17 protein-coding genes are annotated in these 16,058 nt (G+C 64.3%); 7 read left to right on the top strand and 10 right to left on the bottom strand.

Annotated elements, in window-relative coordinates:
* Positions 1–14: 14 nt before the first annotated feature.
* Positions 15–818 carry an AraC family transcriptional regulator gene (locus tag DI041_RS02125; protein ID WP_248298453.1) on the bottom strand — a complete coding sequence of 268 codons (804 nt, stop codon included), beginning with the start codon at positions 816–818 and terminating at the stop codon, positions 15–17.
* Positions 819–838: 20 nt separating this feature from the next.
* Here DI041_RS02125 and DI041_RS02120 point away from each other — a divergent pair, with 20 nt between their 5' ends.
* Complete coding sequence (locus DI041_RS02120) at positions 839–1,540, top strand: oxidoreductase (RefSeq protein ID WP_282567782.1); 702 nt, start codon at positions 839–841, stop codon at positions 1,538–1,540.
* A gap of 48 nt (positions 1,541–1,588) precedes the next feature.
* On the opposite strand, the gene DI041_RS02115 is transcribed toward DI041_RS02120, so the two are convergent.
* Positions 1,589–3,358 (bottom strand): oleate hydratase, encoded by a 1,770-nt coding sequence (locus DI041_RS02115; protein WP_046982869.1) that lies wholly within the window; start codon positions 3,356–3,358, stop codon positions 1,589–1,591.
* Positions 3,359–3,478: 120 nt separating this feature from the next.
* Entirely contained in the window at positions 3,479–4,573 is a 1,095-nt protein-coding gene (locus DI041_RS02110; protein WP_136638695.1) for an FAD-dependent oxidoreductase, read from the bottom strand.
* A gap of 82 nt (positions 4,574–4,655) precedes the next feature.
* On the opposite strand from DI041_RS02110, the gene DI041_RS02105 reads away from it, so the two are divergent.
* Entirely contained in the window at positions 4,656–5,111 is a 456-nt protein-coding gene (locus tag DI041_RS02105; protein ID WP_099783733.1) for a MarR family winged helix-turn-helix transcriptional regulator, read from the top strand.
* Between the two features lie 12 nt (positions 5,112–5,123).
* Here DI041_RS02105 and DI041_RS02100 read toward each other — a convergent pair whose 3' ends face one another.
* Positions 5,124–5,648, bottom strand: coding sequence for a GNAT family N-acetyltransferase (locus tag DI041_RS02100; RefSeq protein WP_136638694.1), 525 nt, complete (start codon positions 5,646–5,648; stop codon positions 5,124–5,126).
* Positions 5,649–5,938: 290 nt separating this feature from the next.
* Here DI041_RS02100 and DI041_RS02095 point away from each other — a divergent pair, with 290 nt between their 5' ends.
* The 4 genes from DI041_RS02095 to DI041_RS02080 all read left to right on the top strand — a co-directional run bounded on the left by DI041_RS02095 (position 5,939) and on the right by DI041_RS02080 (position 8,053).
* Complete coding sequence (locus DI041_RS02095) at positions 5,939–6,394, top strand: SRPBCC family protein (protein ID WP_136638693.1); 456 nt, start codon at positions 5,939–5,941, stop codon at positions 6,392–6,394.
* Between the two features lie 8 nt (positions 6,395–6,402).
* On the top strand, positions 6,403–6,717 hold the full coding sequence (locus DI041_RS02090; RefSeq protein ID WP_046982874.1) for an ArsR/SmtB family transcription factor: 315 nt from the start codon (positions 6,403–6,405) through the stop codon (positions 6,715–6,717).
* A gap of 2 nt (positions 6,718–6,719) precedes the next feature.
* Positions 6,720–7,187 (top strand): SRPBCC family protein, encoded by a 468-nt coding sequence (locus DI041_RS02085; protein WP_046982875.1) that lies wholly within the window; start codon positions 6,720–6,722, stop codon positions 7,185–7,187.
* A gap of 101 nt (positions 7,188–7,288) precedes the next feature.
* Positions 7,289–8,053: a COG4705 family protein gene (locus tag DI041_RS02080; RefSeq protein WP_046982876.1), complete on the top strand. Its 765-nt coding sequence runs from the start codon at positions 7,289–7,291 to the stop codon at positions 8,051–8,053.
* Here DI041_RS02080 and DI041_RS02075 read toward each other — a convergent pair.
* Positions 8,050–8,832: a 3-hydroxybutyrate dehydrogenase gene (locus tag DI041_RS02075; RefSeq protein WP_046982877.1), complete on the bottom strand. Its 783-nt coding sequence runs from the start codon at positions 8,830–8,832 to the stop codon at positions 8,050–8,052. The two genes, DI041_RS02080 and DI041_RS02075, sit on opposite strands and share 4 nt — an antisense overlap.
* 104 nt (positions 8,833–8,936) lie before the next feature.
* Here DI041_RS02075 and DI041_RS02070 point away from each other — a divergent pair, with 104 nt between their 5' ends.
* Positions 8,937–9,182 carry a hypothetical protein gene (locus DI041_RS02070; RefSeq protein ID WP_136638692.1) on the top strand — a complete coding sequence of 82 codons (246 nt, stop codon included), beginning with the start codon at positions 8,937–8,939 and terminating at the stop codon, positions 9,180–9,182.
* A gap of 28 nt (positions 9,183–9,210) precedes the next feature.
* Here the strand turns inward: DI041_RS02070 and DI041_RS02065 are convergent, their stop codons facing one another.
* From DI041_RS02065 to DI041_RS02045, 5 genes are all read right to left on the bottom strand, one after another.
* Positions 9,211–10,077 carry an SDR family NAD(P)-dependent oxidoreductase gene (locus DI041_RS02065; RefSeq protein ID WP_136638691.1) on the bottom strand — a complete coding sequence of 289 codons (867 nt, stop codon included), beginning with the start codon at positions 10,075–10,077 and terminating at the stop codon, positions 9,211–9,213.
* Positions 10,064–11,710: an AMP-binding protein gene (locus DI041_RS02060; protein ID WP_248298451.1), complete on the bottom strand. Its 1,647-nt coding sequence runs from the start codon at positions 11,708–11,710 to the stop codon at positions 10,064–10,066. Before DI041_RS02060 ends, DI041_RS02065 begins: the two co-directional genes overlap by 14 nt.
* Entirely contained in the window at positions 11,707–13,029 is a 1,323-nt protein-coding gene (locus DI041_RS02055; RefSeq protein WP_136638690.1) for a spinster family MFS transporter, read from the bottom strand. The genes DI041_RS02060 and DI041_RS02055 overlap by 4 nt, the downstream gene beginning before the upstream one ends.
* A 63-nt stretch (positions 13,030–13,092) precedes the next feature.
* Positions 13,093–14,388: a carbohydrate porin gene (locus DI041_RS02050; RefSeq protein WP_169050341.1), complete on the bottom strand. Its 1,296-nt coding sequence runs from the start codon at positions 14,386–14,388 to the stop codon at positions 13,093–13,095.
* Positions 14,389–14,472: 84 nt separating this feature from the next.
* Complete coding sequence (locus tag DI041_RS02045) at positions 14,473–15,987, bottom strand: tannase/feruloyl esterase family alpha/beta hydrolase (RefSeq protein WP_169050340.1); 1,515 nt, start codon at positions 15,985–15,987, stop codon at positions 14,473–14,475.
* Positions 15,988–16,058: the final 71 nt, after the last annotated feature.

Here is a 16,058-nt window from a genome sequence, read left to right as displayed (position 1 = left end):
CCTTCGATTGCGCCTCAATGCGAAGACACGTACACCGCATCCGCTGGCGCTGGTGGCAGCGCAAAGCTGCGCCGCATCCGCGCCACCTCGGCCGCCGGCGGCAGCGCGAACAGCCGCTTGAACTCACGGTTGAACTGGGACGGGCTGGCATACCCCACCGCCAGCGATGCGGCCTCGGCGGTCATCGCCTCCCGCAGCATCAGCAGCCGCGCCTGATGCAGGCGGGTGGACTTCACGTACTGCATCGGCGATGTGCCGGTAATCGCGCGGAAGTGGTCATGGAAGGTGGCCACACTCATGCCCGCCTCGGCCGCCAGCTGGCCCACGTCCAACGCAGTGGCATACGAGGCGTGGATCGTACGCAGAACCCTGCCGATGCTGCCGAAGCGGCCGCGCATGGCCAGCGCCTCCCGCATCGCACCGCCCTGCGCGCCGGTCAGCACGCGGAAGTACAGTTCGCGTACCAGCGCCGGGGCCAGCACGGCCGCTTCGAGCGGGTCGGCCAGCGCTTCCAGCAGGCGCAGCACCGTGGCCTGCATCGGCGCCTGCATCGGGCTGGACATCATGCTCTGTGCCGGTGCCTGCGATGTGCCTACCTGTTCACCCAGTTCGATCAGCAGATCTGCCGCCAACTGCAGATCCAGATGCAGGTAGATCGCCAGCAGCGGCGCCTCCGCAGAGGCATCGGTTTCCATCGTGAACGGCACCGGCACCGACACCGCCAGATAGTGCTGCGCGTCGTACTGGTAGATCTGCCCGCCCAGGTAGCCGCGCTTCACGCCCTGGCAGACGATTACGATGCCGGGATCGTACAACACCGGCGTGCGCGTTCGAAACGCTGGCGCCCGGCCGCGCGCTCGGCCGCCTGCTGGACGTGACCGATACCGCCGCCATCGACGCGCTCGTCGCCGATATCGAAGCAGACATCGGGGCCATCGACGTACTGGTCAACAACGCCGGCTACGGCCACGAAGGCATCCTCGAGGAATCCACGCTCGCCGAGCTGCGGCAGCAGTTCGAAGTGAACGTGTTCGGCCCTGCGGCGTTGATCAAGGCCGTGCTGCCGCACATGCGCACGCGCCGCCGTGGCCACATCCTCAACATCACCTCCATGGGCGGCTTCATCACCCTGCCCGGCATCGCCTGGTACTGCGGCAGCAAGTTCGCCCTGGAAGGCATCAGCGAAGTGCTCGGCAAGGAGGTTGCGCCGTTCGGCATCCACGTCACTGCCGTCGCGCCGGGCTCATTCCGCACCGACTGGGCGGGCCGCTCGATGTCGCGGGCACCGCGCAGCATTGAAGACTACGATGCCCTGTTCGACCCCATCCGCAGCGCGCGTGAGGCAAAGAGTGGTCACCAGCTGGGTGATCCGGTGAAGGCTGCACAGGCCATGCTGCAGATCATCGACAGCGATGCCCCGCCCAGCCACCTGCTGCTGGGCAGCGACGCACTGCAGCTGGTACGAGCGAAGCTGGATACGATGGCCAAAAGCATCGACGCGTGGGAACAGCTGAGCCGTTCGACCGACGGCGTAGCGTGAGACCTTGAGGCCGCCGATGCCGTCACCGGCGACCTCCCTCCTACCTGCTCAGTCTTCCTGCACCAGCTTGAACTCGCGCAGCAGGCCACCGATCTGGGTCTTGTCCAGCTTGTTCATCAGCAGGTTGCGCAGGAACGCCGGGCCTGGAATGTCCAGTTCCTTGCCATCGCGCAGGCGACCGGTGGCGGCCAGCAGCGAGCGCACGTCATAGGTGGAATTGAACACCTCCGGCACGCCACGTTCGATACCCAGCAGCGTGTACACCGCTTCCATCGGTGTACGCACCGAATACTCGGTGGTGAAGATGCAATCGCGCTGCTTCGATTCGGCGAACTGTCCGATGAAGGCGAAGTTCACCGCTCCCTCCGGCACCACATCCGGGCGGTCACCGGCCTGGCGCGGCATGAAGAATGCGGTGATGTACGGCATCATCACCGGCACCGTCTTCGCGCCGGTAGCAGCCAGTTCATCGATCTCTTCCAGCGGCACGCCCAGGTGGTACAGCCACTCGCGGGTGATCTCCTCGCCCGTGCAGTCCTGCATCGGCTTGTTCACGTAATCGCCCGGCGTATCCACGAACAGCGAATACACCCACACCACGATCTGGTCCTTCGGCTGGTTCTTGAAGTGCGGCTGGCGGTTCACCGTCCAGCTCATCAACCAGCGCGAATCGCGCACGCTCACGATGCCGCCGGTCACCACCTTGCCGCTGAACGGATCGCGCTTGGCAATCTTCTCGATGTACGCCGGAATGCGTGCATCCAGCGTGGTCACCGTCGCCGATTCCCACTTGGTTTCCGGTATATGCGCGCCGAATACATCCGGGCGCCCGAACGCCGCATCCTTGGCCGCGATGCGCCGCCACAGGTCCCACGCCGGTGCCGGGCCTTCATTCAAGTGCGCAGCGGTGTGGTGATCGCCGCTGTCGGAATTCTCGGTCAGCGAGCCGATCGTCATGAACACCAGATCGTCCGCGCCCAGGTCCACGCCACCGGCCTGGCCGTCCCGCGTCCAGTGGATGCGCGTGGCCTGCTTGCGGCCCTCCTGCAGGTCGAAGTCAACATCGGTCACTTCAGTGCCGTACTGGAACCGCACGCCGCGCTCCTGCAGCCACTTCACCAGCGGCAGCACCAGCGATTCGTACTGGTTGTACTTGGTGAACTTCAGCGCCGAGAAATCCGGCAGGCCGCCGATATGGTGGATGAAGCGGTGCAGGTACAGCTTCATCTCCAGCGCCGAGTGCCATTCCTCGAACGCGAACATCGTGCGCCAGTACAACCAGAAGTTGCTGTCCAGGAAGTCCCGGCCCAGCACCTCGTTGATGCGCTTGTTCTCCATCTCCTTACGAGTGGCCAGGAACAGCGCGATGATGTCCTTCTGCGCCTGCTCGCTCAGGGTGAACAGGCCGTCGGTATGCGCATCCTCGCCGCGATTGATCGTGGCACGCTGCAGCGAATAGTTCGGGTCGTCCTTGTTCAGCCAGTAGAACTCGTCCAGCACACTGGCATCCTCGATCTCCAGCGACGGAATCGAGCGGAACAGATCCCACAGGCACTCGAAGTGGTCTTCCATCTCGCGGCCACCGCGGATCACGAAACCCTTCTCCGGCACCTTCAGGCCATCCAGCGCGCCACCGGCAATCTGCTGCTGCTCGAGAATGGTGATGCGCTCACCGGCCATGCGGCCATCGCGCACCAGGAACGCGGCGCCGGCAAGTGAGGCCAGGCCCGAACCGACGAACCACGCGCGCTTGCCATCGACACCGGCGGGCTTGCGCGGACGCGCGAAGGCTTCGTAGTTGCCACTGCTGTAGTACATGCGTTGCTCCTTCCTGGAGGGGGTAGCCCCCACTCTAGCGCTGATCCGATGTACCGCATCCTGCAGATAGGCTGCGACGCAGTGACGCAGGTGCTTGCTGTCCCCGCATTTCCAGCGGCCTCAACCGCCGTCAGCCGTCGACTCCGTAGTGAACCAGCGCTGGAACCCCTGTATGGCGTCCGGCATCAGCGCGCAGGCGCGCTCGCAGACCACGGATTCGGCCTGGCGGATAGCACTCACTGCATCCGGATGCGCGCACACCGCCATCGCCACATCCGACGCGTCCAGCATCGCTAGGTTCACGCCCACACCCACTGGCGGCATCAGATGGGCAGCATCGCCGATCAGCGTCACGCCGTTGCGCGGTGTCCAACGGAAATCCGCCGGCAGGCTGTAGATCGGCCGCCGCACGAAGTCGGTGCACGCCTCCAGCAGCCGCCGAAGGTTCGGTGCCCAGCCGATGTAGCTGCCGGTCACCAGCGCACGCATGCCTTGCTGCGCGATCTGCGCATCAAGCCAATCAGAGGGCCGCTTCAGCGCCGCGTACACGCAGAATCGATCGCCGCTGTTGCGCTGCACGAACAGCGCTTCCTCGCCGCCAAAGCAGAACAGGCTGCCCTGACCCACCATGGCCGCGATATCCGCCGCCGGCTGCGCGATCCATCCTTCAAAGAAGGTAATGCCGGTCGGCAACGGCTGGCAGGCACTCAGGGCTGTGCGCACCTTCGACCATGCGCCATCGGCACCGATCACGATGTCGGCCTCGGCCTGCACACCATTGGCGAAGCGCAGACTGTGGGATCCTGCCTGCGCAAGCGCCAGCTCGGTCAAGCAGTGGCCCCACTGCACCGTGTCGGCCGGCAACGCGTCCAGCAGCAGCTGGCGCAGGTCGCCGCGGTCGATCTCCGGCTTGTCCATGCTGCCCTCCGGCCCGAATCCACCGGCGACAATCGCTCCAGTCCACGGGTCGCCCGTCCGCTCCTCCTGGCCTTCATGGCGCGCCACCGCCCGGAACGCCTCCAGCAGACCAGCGCGCTGCAGCGCCACCTGGCCGGAGTCCTCGTGCAGGTCCAGCGTGCCGCCCTGGGTGCGCTGCTGCCCGGACGACTCGCCCTCGTACACGCTCGCGCGATGGCCGCCGCGATGCAGGATGAGCGCAGCGGTCAGGCCGGCGGGCCCCGCGCCGATGATGGCAATACGTGGAGGGTGTGGCATGGAGCGGCCTGCATCTTGGTTGATATATCAACCGTAGAACGTTCGGGTTGACACGTCAACCCGTCCCGGGCAACGTGAGCGCATGACCCCACCCACCATCACCCCTGACGAGTGGGCCGCCTGGCGCGGCTTCCGGCGCATGGCCGAGATCACCTCCGGCCGCATCGTCCACGACATCACCCGCAGCACCGGGCTTTCCAGTGCCGACTTCGTCGTGCTGATGGAACTGAGCAAGGCCAAGGACCGCTGCCGCCGCCAGCGGGAACTGCTGGACTACCTGGAATGGGACAAGACGCGCCTCTCGCACCAGCTCACCCGCATGGCCGGCCGTGGCCTGATCGAGCGCGACACCGACAGTGACAACGTGGTGGTGATCCGCATGACTGCAGAAGGCCGCACCCAGCTGAGCGCAGCGCGGCCGGTACACGTCGCCAGCGTGCGCCGGAATTTCCTCGACCACCTCTCAGCCGATGACCTGGCCGCGCTGCAGCAGATCACCGACAAACTGCATGCAGCACTACAGGACGCAGAGAACTGAGACGCCGCCAGGTCACAGACGGCGGCCCAACACCTGCCCCGGCCAGCCATCCACGTTGAAGGTCGACAGCCGTTCGTAACCGCACGATTCGTAGAAGCGCACCAGCTCGCCACTGCCACCGCCATAGCAATCCACGCGCAGGTAATCCAATCCCGCTGCGCGTGCCTGCTCGTCCGCGAACGCCATCAAACGCCGGCCGATGCCACGCACCCGCGCATCGCGCGAAGCAATCAACACGCGTACATACAGCTCCGGCTCGGTCGCCGCGGGCACATAGGGCATGGCCTCGCCCAACGCCAGGAACGCACGCACCTCACCCTGCGCGGTTTCCGCCACCCACGCACCGGGCAGTGCGCAGGCATCGGTCACCTGGGTAATGCGGCGCGGAATGGACGACCACGCCTCGGTACCCCACTGCTGCGGATTGCCGATGGCCACGAACCACGCAATCACTTCATCGAACAACTCCAGCACCGCAGGCGCATCGGCCGCGCTGGCGCGACGGATCGTCAGCGCCTCTTTTCCAGCATCACTCACGCGTAGTACTCCTTTCATTCAACGAACCCGAACGGCTGCAATCACCCGGCTCCGCCCAGAATGCCGCCGCGCACCAGGCATCACCACGGCCAAAAGTCCATTGCGCGCCGCCAACCGGTAGTGCCGGCCGCTGGCCGGCAGCTGCAATCCTCCAACTCCACCAGGGTGCCGGCCAGCGGCTGGCACTACCACGGCCGGGCATTCACGGCGGCGGAGTTGACATGCAGGCATTTACCTGCCTATTGTGATCCCACGGACGGCACCCCGCCGCCCACCGTGGAGCCGCAGTCATGGTGGATATCGCACACAGAGTCGGCATCAACGCCCCATCTGCCCAGGTCTACCAGGCCCTGGCCACCCCCGAAGGCATCGCCGCCTGGTGGGCCGAAGACACCACCGGCGACCGCCACATCGGCGGCACAATCACCGCCCGCTTCACCGCCAACGGCCAGGAAATCGGCGCCATGCAGATGAAGCTTCTGCAGCTGCAGCCGAACGAGCTGGTGCTGTGGGAATTCATCGACGGCCCACCGGAATGGATCGGCACCACCGCGCGCTTCGCCCTGCACCAGGACGGCGACTGCTGCATCGTGCTGTTCAGCCATGAAGGTTGGAAAGAACGCGTGGAATTCATGCACCACTGCAGCACCAAATGGGCCATCTTCCTGATGAGTCTGAAATCCCTGCTGGAAACCGGGCGCGGCCAGCCCAGCCCGCACGACGTCAAGATCGACAACTGGAACTGAAGGCCCCCATGGATGCAGACAAGGTGTTCAAGGCCCTGGCCGACCCCACGCGCCGCACGTTGTTGGACCTGCTGTGCGAGCGCAACGGGCAGACGCTGGGGCAGCTCTGCGAGCACCTGCAGATGGCCCGGCAATCGGTCACCCAGCACCTCGGCCTGCTGGAAGACGCCAACCTGATCAGCACCGTGCGCCGTGGCCGCGAGAAGCTGCACTTCATCAACCCGGTGCCACTACATGAAGTCTACGAGCGCTGGGTACGCAAGTTCGAACAGCAGCGCCTGAGCCTGCTGCATGACCTCAAACAGGAACTGGAAGGAGAATGACGATGACCGCAGAATCCACCCGTTTCATCCACGTGATCTACATCGCCTCCACACCGCAGAAGGTGTTCGAGGCCATCACCCGGCCCGAGATCGCCAGCCGCTACTGGGGCCACGAGAACGTCTCGGACTGGAAACCCGGCTCGCGCTGGCAGCATGTGCGCGCCAACGAAACGCGCTCGGTCGAGCTGGTCGGCGAAGTGGTGGAAAGCACCCCGCCCTCGCGGCTGGTCATCACCTGGGCCGCCGCTTCGCAGGCGGAAAACCCCGATGCCTACAGCCGCGTCACCTTCGACATCGTGCCCTACCAGGACATGGTGCGGCTGACCGTTACCCACGACGAACTGGAGCCCGGTAGCGGCATGGATACCGGCATCCGCCAGGGCTGGCCGATCGTGTTGTCGAGCCTGAAGTCGTTGTTGGAGACGGGCAAGGGGTTGGATGTGTTTGCGAAGCCGAGTGCTGCCGGCTAGCTGAATCGCGGCAATAGGTTGACGCAATACGAAGGCCGCTTCGACCGCGTTCCGACGCGCGCACCGACACGATCGCCCGCAGGCATCCTTGGCGACCTTCGATGAGTGCTTCAGACGCAGAGTCCCTGCACAGCAAAGTGGCGGCGGTCACCCTCGGCTTCTGGGTGATGAAGATCGCCGCCACCACCCTCGGCGAGACCGCGGGCGATCTGCTGTCGATGACGCTCAACCTGGGCTACGTGGCCAGCTCGGCCATCCTGCTCACGGTCTTCGCCGGCCTGCTGGCCGTGCAGCTGTCCGCGCGACGCTTCCATCCGCTGCTGTTCTGGTCGGTGGTGCTGGCCACAAGCACCGCCGGCACCACCATGTCCGACCTGCTCGACCGCACGCTCGGCCTGGGCTACGCCACCGGCGCCAGCCTGCTGGCCGGCTGCCTGGCGCTGGTGCTGTTGGCGTGGCGCCTGTCGGAAAAGTCGATCTCGGTCAGCAACATCGCATCGCGCCGCGCCGAAGGTTTCTACTGGACCGCCGTGCTGTTCTCCAACACGCTCGGCACCGCCCTGGGCGATTTCCTCGCCGACGATTCCGGGCTCGGCTTCACCGGCGGCGCGCTATTGATCGGCAGCCTCATCGCGCTCACCGCACTGGCCACCCGCATCAAGGGCATCAACCGGGTCATCCTGTTCTGGATCGCCTTCGTGCTCACCCGCCCGTTCGGTGCCACCTTCGGCGACCTGCTCACCAAGCCACTGGAAAAGGGCGGCTTGGGCTTCGGCACGGTGGGTTCGTCGTTGGTGCTGTTCACCATTCTCGCCACGCTGGTGGCGCTGCCGATGCTGCAACGACGGGCACAGCCCGCCAGCTAGCGCGCCGTCCAGCCCCCGTCCACCGGCAGCGCCGTGCCGGTAATCTGCGCCGCAGCGTCCGAGGCCAGGAACACCACCATCTCGCCCAGCTGCTCGGGCGTCACGAACTGCAACGAAGGCTGCTTCTCAGCCAGCAGCGCGCGCGCGGCGGATTCCTGATCCGTGCCTTCGCGCTCGGCCAACGCGGTGATCTGCCGCTCGACCAGCGCCGTCCGCACCCAGCCCGGGCAGATCGCATTGGCGGTGATGCCGGTGCCCGCGTTCTCCAGCGCGGTCACCTTGGTGAACCCCACCACACCATGCTTGGCCGCCACATAGGCCGACTTGTTCACCGAGCCCACCAGCCCATGTACCGACGCAATGTTGATGATGCGGCCGGCGCCCTGCTGCTTCATATGGGGCAAGGCGGCCGCCGTTGCATGGAACACCGCCGAGAGATTCAGCGCGAGGATCGCATCCCACTTCTCGATGGGAAATTCCTCGATCGACGCGGTGTGCTGGATACCTGCATTGTTCACCAGGATGTCGATGCGCCCCATCTTCGCAACGGCGTGGTCAATCATTCCGCGCACCGCCTCGCCACGGGAAAGATCGGCGCCATCATGCGCCACCCGTATGCCGAACTCAGCTTCCAGGTTGGAACGGATGCGTTCGATCTCCGACGCATCGCCGAATCCGTTCAACACGATATCGGCGCCTCGCCGCGCCAGCGCGGTGGCAATGCCAAGGCCGATACCGCTGGTGGATCCGGTAACCACCGCGACCTTTCCACTGAACATGGGCGTGACTCCATCGAGCGTAGGCCGCCAGTGTAGCGGTTAACACGGTCTTTGCTGAATCAGCAACGGAATGTGACTTTTGTCCACCTGCCAACGCGTTTAGCATGCGCGCCGCTGAATCTATGGAAGCATCCATGCCGTCTGTACTACTGCGCGCACGAATCCACGGCTACCACGCCAGATGCAGATATGAATGCACCATCACCCAATCCTATCCCGGCATATTCGAGATACTCGAAGTGGTGATCGAGGGCCACCCACCTTTCGCTGGAACAGGACGCCGCTTCCCGACATTGGACTCTGCCGTGGAGGCGGGACGCGCACTGGCGCACCTGCTGATCGACGACTGATCTTCACGGCCCGTGCCATTTCATCGAATCACCCCGGCGAACGACCCGTTTCCTGCTCAACCTGCTCCCACCCGCACTCCGGCACGATCTCGCCATCCCGGTCGGACACCGCAACCCAGTGCGCCACCACTGCTTCTCCTGCCCAGGCTCCTCCGCCAATGCGTATACCGGGAGTCAGTGTCACGTTTGCTCGCGCGAAGTGTCCGGCACCCGCACAGAGAATCGCACGGGTCGGAGCAGATTCCGTTACCAGCGCCAACAGCGCAGGGCTCACCAACGCCGGATCCAGTGCTATCAACTGATCATCGGAAAGCACGCCGGACGTCATCGAGGTAGCCGCCGTGGGCGCCAGCGCGTTGACCCGGATGCCATATCTCGCGCCTTCGATGGCAAGCGTCTGCATCAGACCCACCAGTGCCATCTTGGCCGCGCCATAGTTCGCCTGGCCAAAGTTCCCGAACAATCCCGACGATGATGTCGTCATCACGATCCGCCCATAGTTCTGCGCCCGCATGATGTCCCAGACCGCCTTGCTGCAGATCACCGCACCCATCAGATGCACGTCCATCACCTGACGGAAATCATCCAGGCTCATCTTCGCAAAGCTCCTGTCGCGCAGGATTCCGGCATTGTTGACGAGGATGTCGATCCTGCCCCAGCGCGCGAGCGCATCGGCCACCATCGACTGCACGGATGCTTCGTCCGTGACTGAGCCGCTGCAGGCAATGGCTTCCCCCCCGGCCGCTACCACCGCCTCCTGCACCGCTTCGGCAGCGTGTACGTCCAGATCGTTGATCACCAGACGCGCCCCTTTCCCGGCAAGGTAAAGAGCGTGACTACGGCCCAGGCCCTGTCCTGCTCCCGTCACGATGGCAACGCGTTCATCCAATCTCATTGTGCTGGTCTCCTCCCGCCCTGTTCCGTTCCCGGGCCGATGCGTACTCTGCCCGCAGCCGGTTCTTGTCGATCTTTCCAGTGACAGCCAATGGCATGCGCTCAAGCCGGTACACCGCGTCGGGAATCCACCATGACGCGACGTGGTCGCGCAGCGCGGCCAGCAATGCGTTGTCGTCCAGCGACGCTTCTCCGGAAACTTCTACAATCAGTATCGGCCGCTCGCCCCACCTGGGGTCCGGACGTCCAATGACGGCGGCCAGGGCCACGCCCGGAACTGCGCCCACCAGTGCTTCGATCTCGGCCGGATTGATCCACTCGCCGCCCGATTTGATCAGGTCCTTGGCGCGGCCGGTAATGGAAAGATTGCCCTTGGCGTCGAGGCGTGCAAGGTCACCGGTGGCAAACCAGCCCTCCGCATCCACCGCATCCTCCTTTTCACCAAAGTAGCGCTGGAGCACAGCCGCACCGCGTACCTGCAGGTGTCCCTCCACGCCACGCTGCGTTGGCAAAGGCTGCCCAAACTCATCAACCATCCGAAGATCCAGACCGAGCGCCGGTCGCCCGGACTGTGCCGCCGAACGCGCCCCCTCCGGCGGCGCCAACGTGCCACAGGGAGAAAGTTCGGTCATGCCCCAGCTTGTCTGTACCACCACATCCAGGCGCCGCTCCAGCCGCTCCATCAGCGCGGGCGCCAGCGGCGCACCACCTACGATGATGCGCTGCAGAGAGTGAAGGGCGAGATCTTCTGCTTCCACATGCTCAAGCAGCGCCAACCAGACAGTCGGCACCCCTACCCCCACTGTTACCGCCTCCGACTGGAGCAGGCGCGCAAGACGCGCACCCTCAAGATGACGACCAGGCAAGACCAGGCGTGCGCCAACCGCCGCAGCGGCGAACGGCAGCCCCCAGGCATTGGCATGGAACATCGGCACGGCCAGCAGCACGCTGTCCTCACCCGTGATCGCCATCATCTCGGCCTGCAGCACGCGCAACGTGTGCAGGTAGCTGGAACGATGGGTGTACGTCACGCCCTTGGGCGCTCCCGTCGTCCCGGAGGTGAAACACAGCCCGCTCGGTGAAGTCTCGGGAAAGTCCCCCCACTCCGCCGGCTCAGTGACATCACCCAACAGACGCTCGAGCGCCTGCAGGTCCACCGGTCCGGCCGCAGCAGCCGGATGACTGGCCTGATCCAGCATCCAGATACAACGGATGTCGGGAGCCAGCGCCGCAATCTGCTGCGCCTGCGCGAGCAGATCCGCACTCGCCAGCAGGATACGTGCCCCCGACTGGATCACCATCGCCGCCAGCTGCTCTGCCGTCAGGCGGGGATTCAGTGTGTGGCACACCGCGCCGATGCCCATGATCGCGAACCAGGCTTCAAGGTGTCCCTGGGTATTCCATGCAAGCGTAGCCACCCGTTCACCACGATTTACCCCATGCAGTTGCAGCAGCCTCGATACCCGCCGGCTGCGAGTGCACAGGTCCGCATAACTGGTACGGCTGACCGTCCCATCCTCATGCGCCGTCGATACCTCGACCGTACCGCGCCACCTGGCTGCATGCAGCAGGAACTTGTCCAGGGTCAGCGCAAAGGGCTGCATGTCTCCGTCACACGTCCAGGGCGTCGTCACGGAACCTCCGGGGAACGCTCACGGCGCAGGCGGTGGGCCAGCACCAGGAACAGCACTGATGCCAGGACAAAGAAGGGCGCCAGCGTATAGAACGCCATCTGCAACGAGTTCCCAGGGCTGGTCCCCGAAAATGCATCGCTGGCATGTCCCAGGTAGGTCGGTCCCAGCCCCAGGCCTATCAGGTTCATGATCAGCAGCAGGATCGCTCCGGAGAGTACGCGCTGGTTGGGCTGCACCTCCTCCTGGACCAGAGCCACACATGGCGTGAGATAGAAGAAGCCGAGAAACATCGGCGGGGCCAGCATCAGCAGCGAAAGCTGCCAGGTAGGGGCCCAGACGAAGCCGATGAAGAAGGGCAATGCCAGGATCATGGCCACACCCGGCAGCACGCCATAGACCGCTCTGGATCGCTTCTTGAAGGCATCCAGCAGGCGGCCGGAGGCATACATGCCGCCACAGACCGTCACGCCCACCACCAGTGCGTAGAAGAACGCCACCTGCTGAAGCGTCATGCCCTTCTCGCGCATCAGGAACAAGGTCGCAAACCCCATGATGGCGTAGGTTACGAACTGGTTTGCGGCCGCGCCCAGTGCGGCAATCATCAGGTTGGGCGTGGTCAGGAACATCCTGCACGTGGACCAGAAGCGGGCGGGCTCGGCGCGTTGCACAGGTGCATTCGCAGCCACTGCAGGCCTGGCATCAAGCCCGCCCCGCTCGGGTTCCTTGACGACCACGTACACGAACACGGCCGCGACCACCCCCACCACGCCCAGCACGATGAACGCCAGCCGCCAGTCGTATGCGGCAGCGATCCATGCACCGAGTGCTACACCCAGCGACTGGCCGATCGCGGGCCCCAGGTTGAACAACCCAAGTGCCCGACCGCGCAGGTGTGGTGGGAAATAGTCGGTGATGATCGCGTAAGAAGGCGGCACGCCACCGGCCTCGCCCACACCGACCATCATCCGTGCCATCACCAGTTGCGGATAGCTCGATGCCATGCCGCATGTCGCAGTGGCAGCGCTCCAGAGGCCGCAGGAGAACGCGAGCACCTTGACCCGATTGGTCCGGTCCGCCAACCATCCGACCGGAATGGCAAGGATGCAGTAGAACAGCGCAAAGTAGAGGCCACCGATCAGACCGAGCTGGCCATCACTGACTCCCAGCTCGTCCTGGATGGGCTTGGCCAGGATCGAAAGAAGCTGACGATCCAGGAAGTTCAGCATGTACACGAAACACAGGATACCCAGAACCCACCATGCCCCTTTTCGGGGCGCAGCATGAGCTCCCTGCTGCAACGCGATCGACGGATCCTTCATGTCATCTCCACTGTCCGCTACCCACGATTGGATCCGGTTGCCGGGCAGCTGGCCCGGTCCCCGTCATAGTTCAACGTTCAACTGCAGGCCCAGGATCGTGGCGCTGCTCACGTCGCGGCCGCCCGGGTGCCTCACGTGCTGGATGTTCGGCATGAGCTCGATACCGCGGGCCACGGCAATCCCGTAGTTCACTTCAATGGGAATCTCATGCCGCTGCACGCCAACGGCGCCCATTCGGTCCGGCAGATCAAGGGCGAGCCGCCGCTGGGCCGATGTCAGCTCGGAACTGATCGACGCGCGCCCGATCGCCACGCCGATACGATCGTTCGGCCTTGATGCGAACGGCGCTCGGTAGGTCGCACCGAGACTGATCACCTCACCGATCCGGGTTACCTGCTGATCGCCGCGGATCACGCTACCAAACAGGCGCAGTCCTCCTCCCGCATCATTGCGCGTGAGCTGCTGCTCGAAGCTGGCGTAGAGCGCGCGATCGGTATCGTGTGTTCCGACCGCATCTGCAGTAGTGCCGGGGGGATACCCCGCCCGGTTGACGAGCCGTGGCAGGTCGCTGCTGTTGCGGGCAACGCCAAGGCGGTACGAGCCTTCTTTTCCGCTTCCGGATGCGGGCCTGAACTCGACTTCGGCCACCAGCAGCGTCCCGTTGTCATCGCCGGAGGTGCCGAGCCTCAAGCCCTGCTCCTTCGACAGGTTCTGCGGATTGGCGTCGTACCCTCCAACCCTGAAGAACCATCGGGCGTCAGGACTGAATGTCACCTGCGCACCCAGCGCACTCAGCGGCGCGCCAAACCAACGGTCGCTGATGCGATTCGACACACCGGCATTGCAGAACGTCAGATTCTGGAAGGTGCAGCTGGCACCGAAGAAATCCGCTCCCGGGTGGATCCGGCCCACCTTCAGGCTCAACCGATCATCCAGCCAGCGCTGGGTGATCGAAAACTGGCGCAGGCGTGTCACGGTGCCGCGACCGTAGATGAACTGCGGTCCCATCAACGCGCCAATGCCGGCCTCGCTGCTCACCGAAGCGCCGTTGCGGTTGGCCACTTCAATCTGGAACTCCGCCCCCTTCCAGCCCCACAAGGCTTCCAGGTCGAAGATGCCGGCAGCGAATATCTGATCGGCATAGGCCGTTGTGCGACGATCACCACCGCTCACGTTATGCGCGGTTTGATTGATGTACTGCAGCCGGAGCTGTACGCCAGTCTCCGCCAGCGATTTCCGGGCCCCGTTCCAGTCGCCGCTGAGGTATCTGCGTGCGTCGAACTCCGCGGCCATCGCAGGCGCTGCCAGCGAGCCGAGCGAGGCCATGACGATTGCAGACGCCCTGGATCTGATCTTCATCGGATGGTCCATCGTTTCTGGTGGATGAGTCGCGGTAGGGCCGCCGGTATCGGCAAGCCGCTGTCGTCCGTACCGAAGGCGTGGCTAGCGCTTCGTGCACTCCCCGGCATCACGCCAGTTGAAGGCGTTGACCGCGAGCGTGGAAGTCGATGGGTACTGGCAGACCGTCTTCCTCTCCTGCGCATGCACGTTCCATGGCAGGCGGATGCCATGGAAGAGCCCCTCCCAGAGCACCCCGGGAACCGTCGCAAGCGCGTACCGGTAGCCAAGCTGCTGCACCTCCGGCGCCTGTGCGTGGTCATCCACCCAGCGATCCAGCACACCAATCAGATCGAAATCAGGGACGTAGCCATAACCGTGATCGAAGCCCGGGATCTGGTAATAGCGAGCAAACTCATCCCATTCCGGCGTCAGCGCCGCGAAACGGTTCCAGTACAGATCCGTCTTGCTCGCAGGCACGATCTTGTCACTCGTACCCTGCACGATCAGCAGCTTGCCGCCGGCTGCGCCGAACGCCATCAGATCGTCCGCGGGCTGCCAGGCCAGATCCACCATTTGGCAGAAGTTGTCCAGCTTCTCATCCAACGTCGCGCCGGGTGCGGTTGGCTTGACCAGATCGCGGAAACCCTTTGACCGGACAGTCAGGCCATTGCAGCGCTCGCCCGTTGCGGTACCTGCGGTCACGTCCCAGGCTGGCGCCACGGAAATCGCACCGTTGTAGTCAGCGCCAAACCGGGAAACCGCTTTGAGCGCCTCCCTGCCGCCTGTCGAGATGCCCACAAAGTAGGTTCGTGCCGGCCGGGCAAGCGACAGCTGCTGGAGAATGGCCGTGGTGGTATCGCGGACGCGCTTGATGTGCTCACCGGCGTAGTTCTTCACTGCTACTTGCTGAGCCACTGTGTAGCCAGGTGCGGGGAGCTTCGCAAAGGCCAGGGAACTGCTCTTGCCTCGATGTCCCGAATCGCTGGTCACCAGCGCATAGCCTTTGCCGAGCGGCGCAACACCTCCAGACCAGAAATTGAAGTTCTGCAGAACCGATCCCGGATCTCCAACCTCACCATTGAACAGTCCGCCACCGAACTGGATGAGCTTTCCTTTCAACAGCCCATTCCAGTCGAGGGGCACAAGCAGCCTGAAGCTGATGCTGGGCACTTCGTGCCGGGGACTGGCAACCGCTGGATCCCGAACACTCTCCGGCAGAATGACGCCGACGATGTCACACGCTGCAATCGAGCCCACATCCGCCTTTCTGGCAGAGGTGACATAGGCACCACCGGTCCTGAGTTCCCGCGATGGAGAGGTATCCATCCGGGCAATCATCGCCTCGGTCAGAAATGCGGATTGACCACCTACCGCCACCCCGGCCCCTCCCCGGATGTCCTTGGCATTGAACACCACCTTGTTGGGATCATCGTTGAGGTGACGATGAATCTGGATCGATCCCGCGCGTGCTGATGCGCCCAGATCGTCGCACGCCCTTGCCAGGTCCGACGCCGCCGATCGATCACTCCAGCAGGCAATTCCCACCAGAAGTGCAATCCCAAGCGACCGGGAGATCACGTGTGTTGGACGCGCGCCAACGTGCACTTCAAGGATCATCCTGCTGTCCTCCGCAACGAACCGCATGGCAACCCCGCGGTGGTGGAAGAACGCTAGCCGGGCCCCAGGCG

The organism is Stenotrophomonas maltophilia (assembly GCF_004920835.1).
Classification (GTDB): domain Bacteria; phylum Pseudomonadota; class Gammaproteobacteria; order Xanthomonadales; family Xanthomonadaceae; genus Stenotrophomonas; species Stenotrophomonas maltophilia_AQ.
This window is presented reverse-complemented; position numbering and strand designations above follow the sequence as displayed.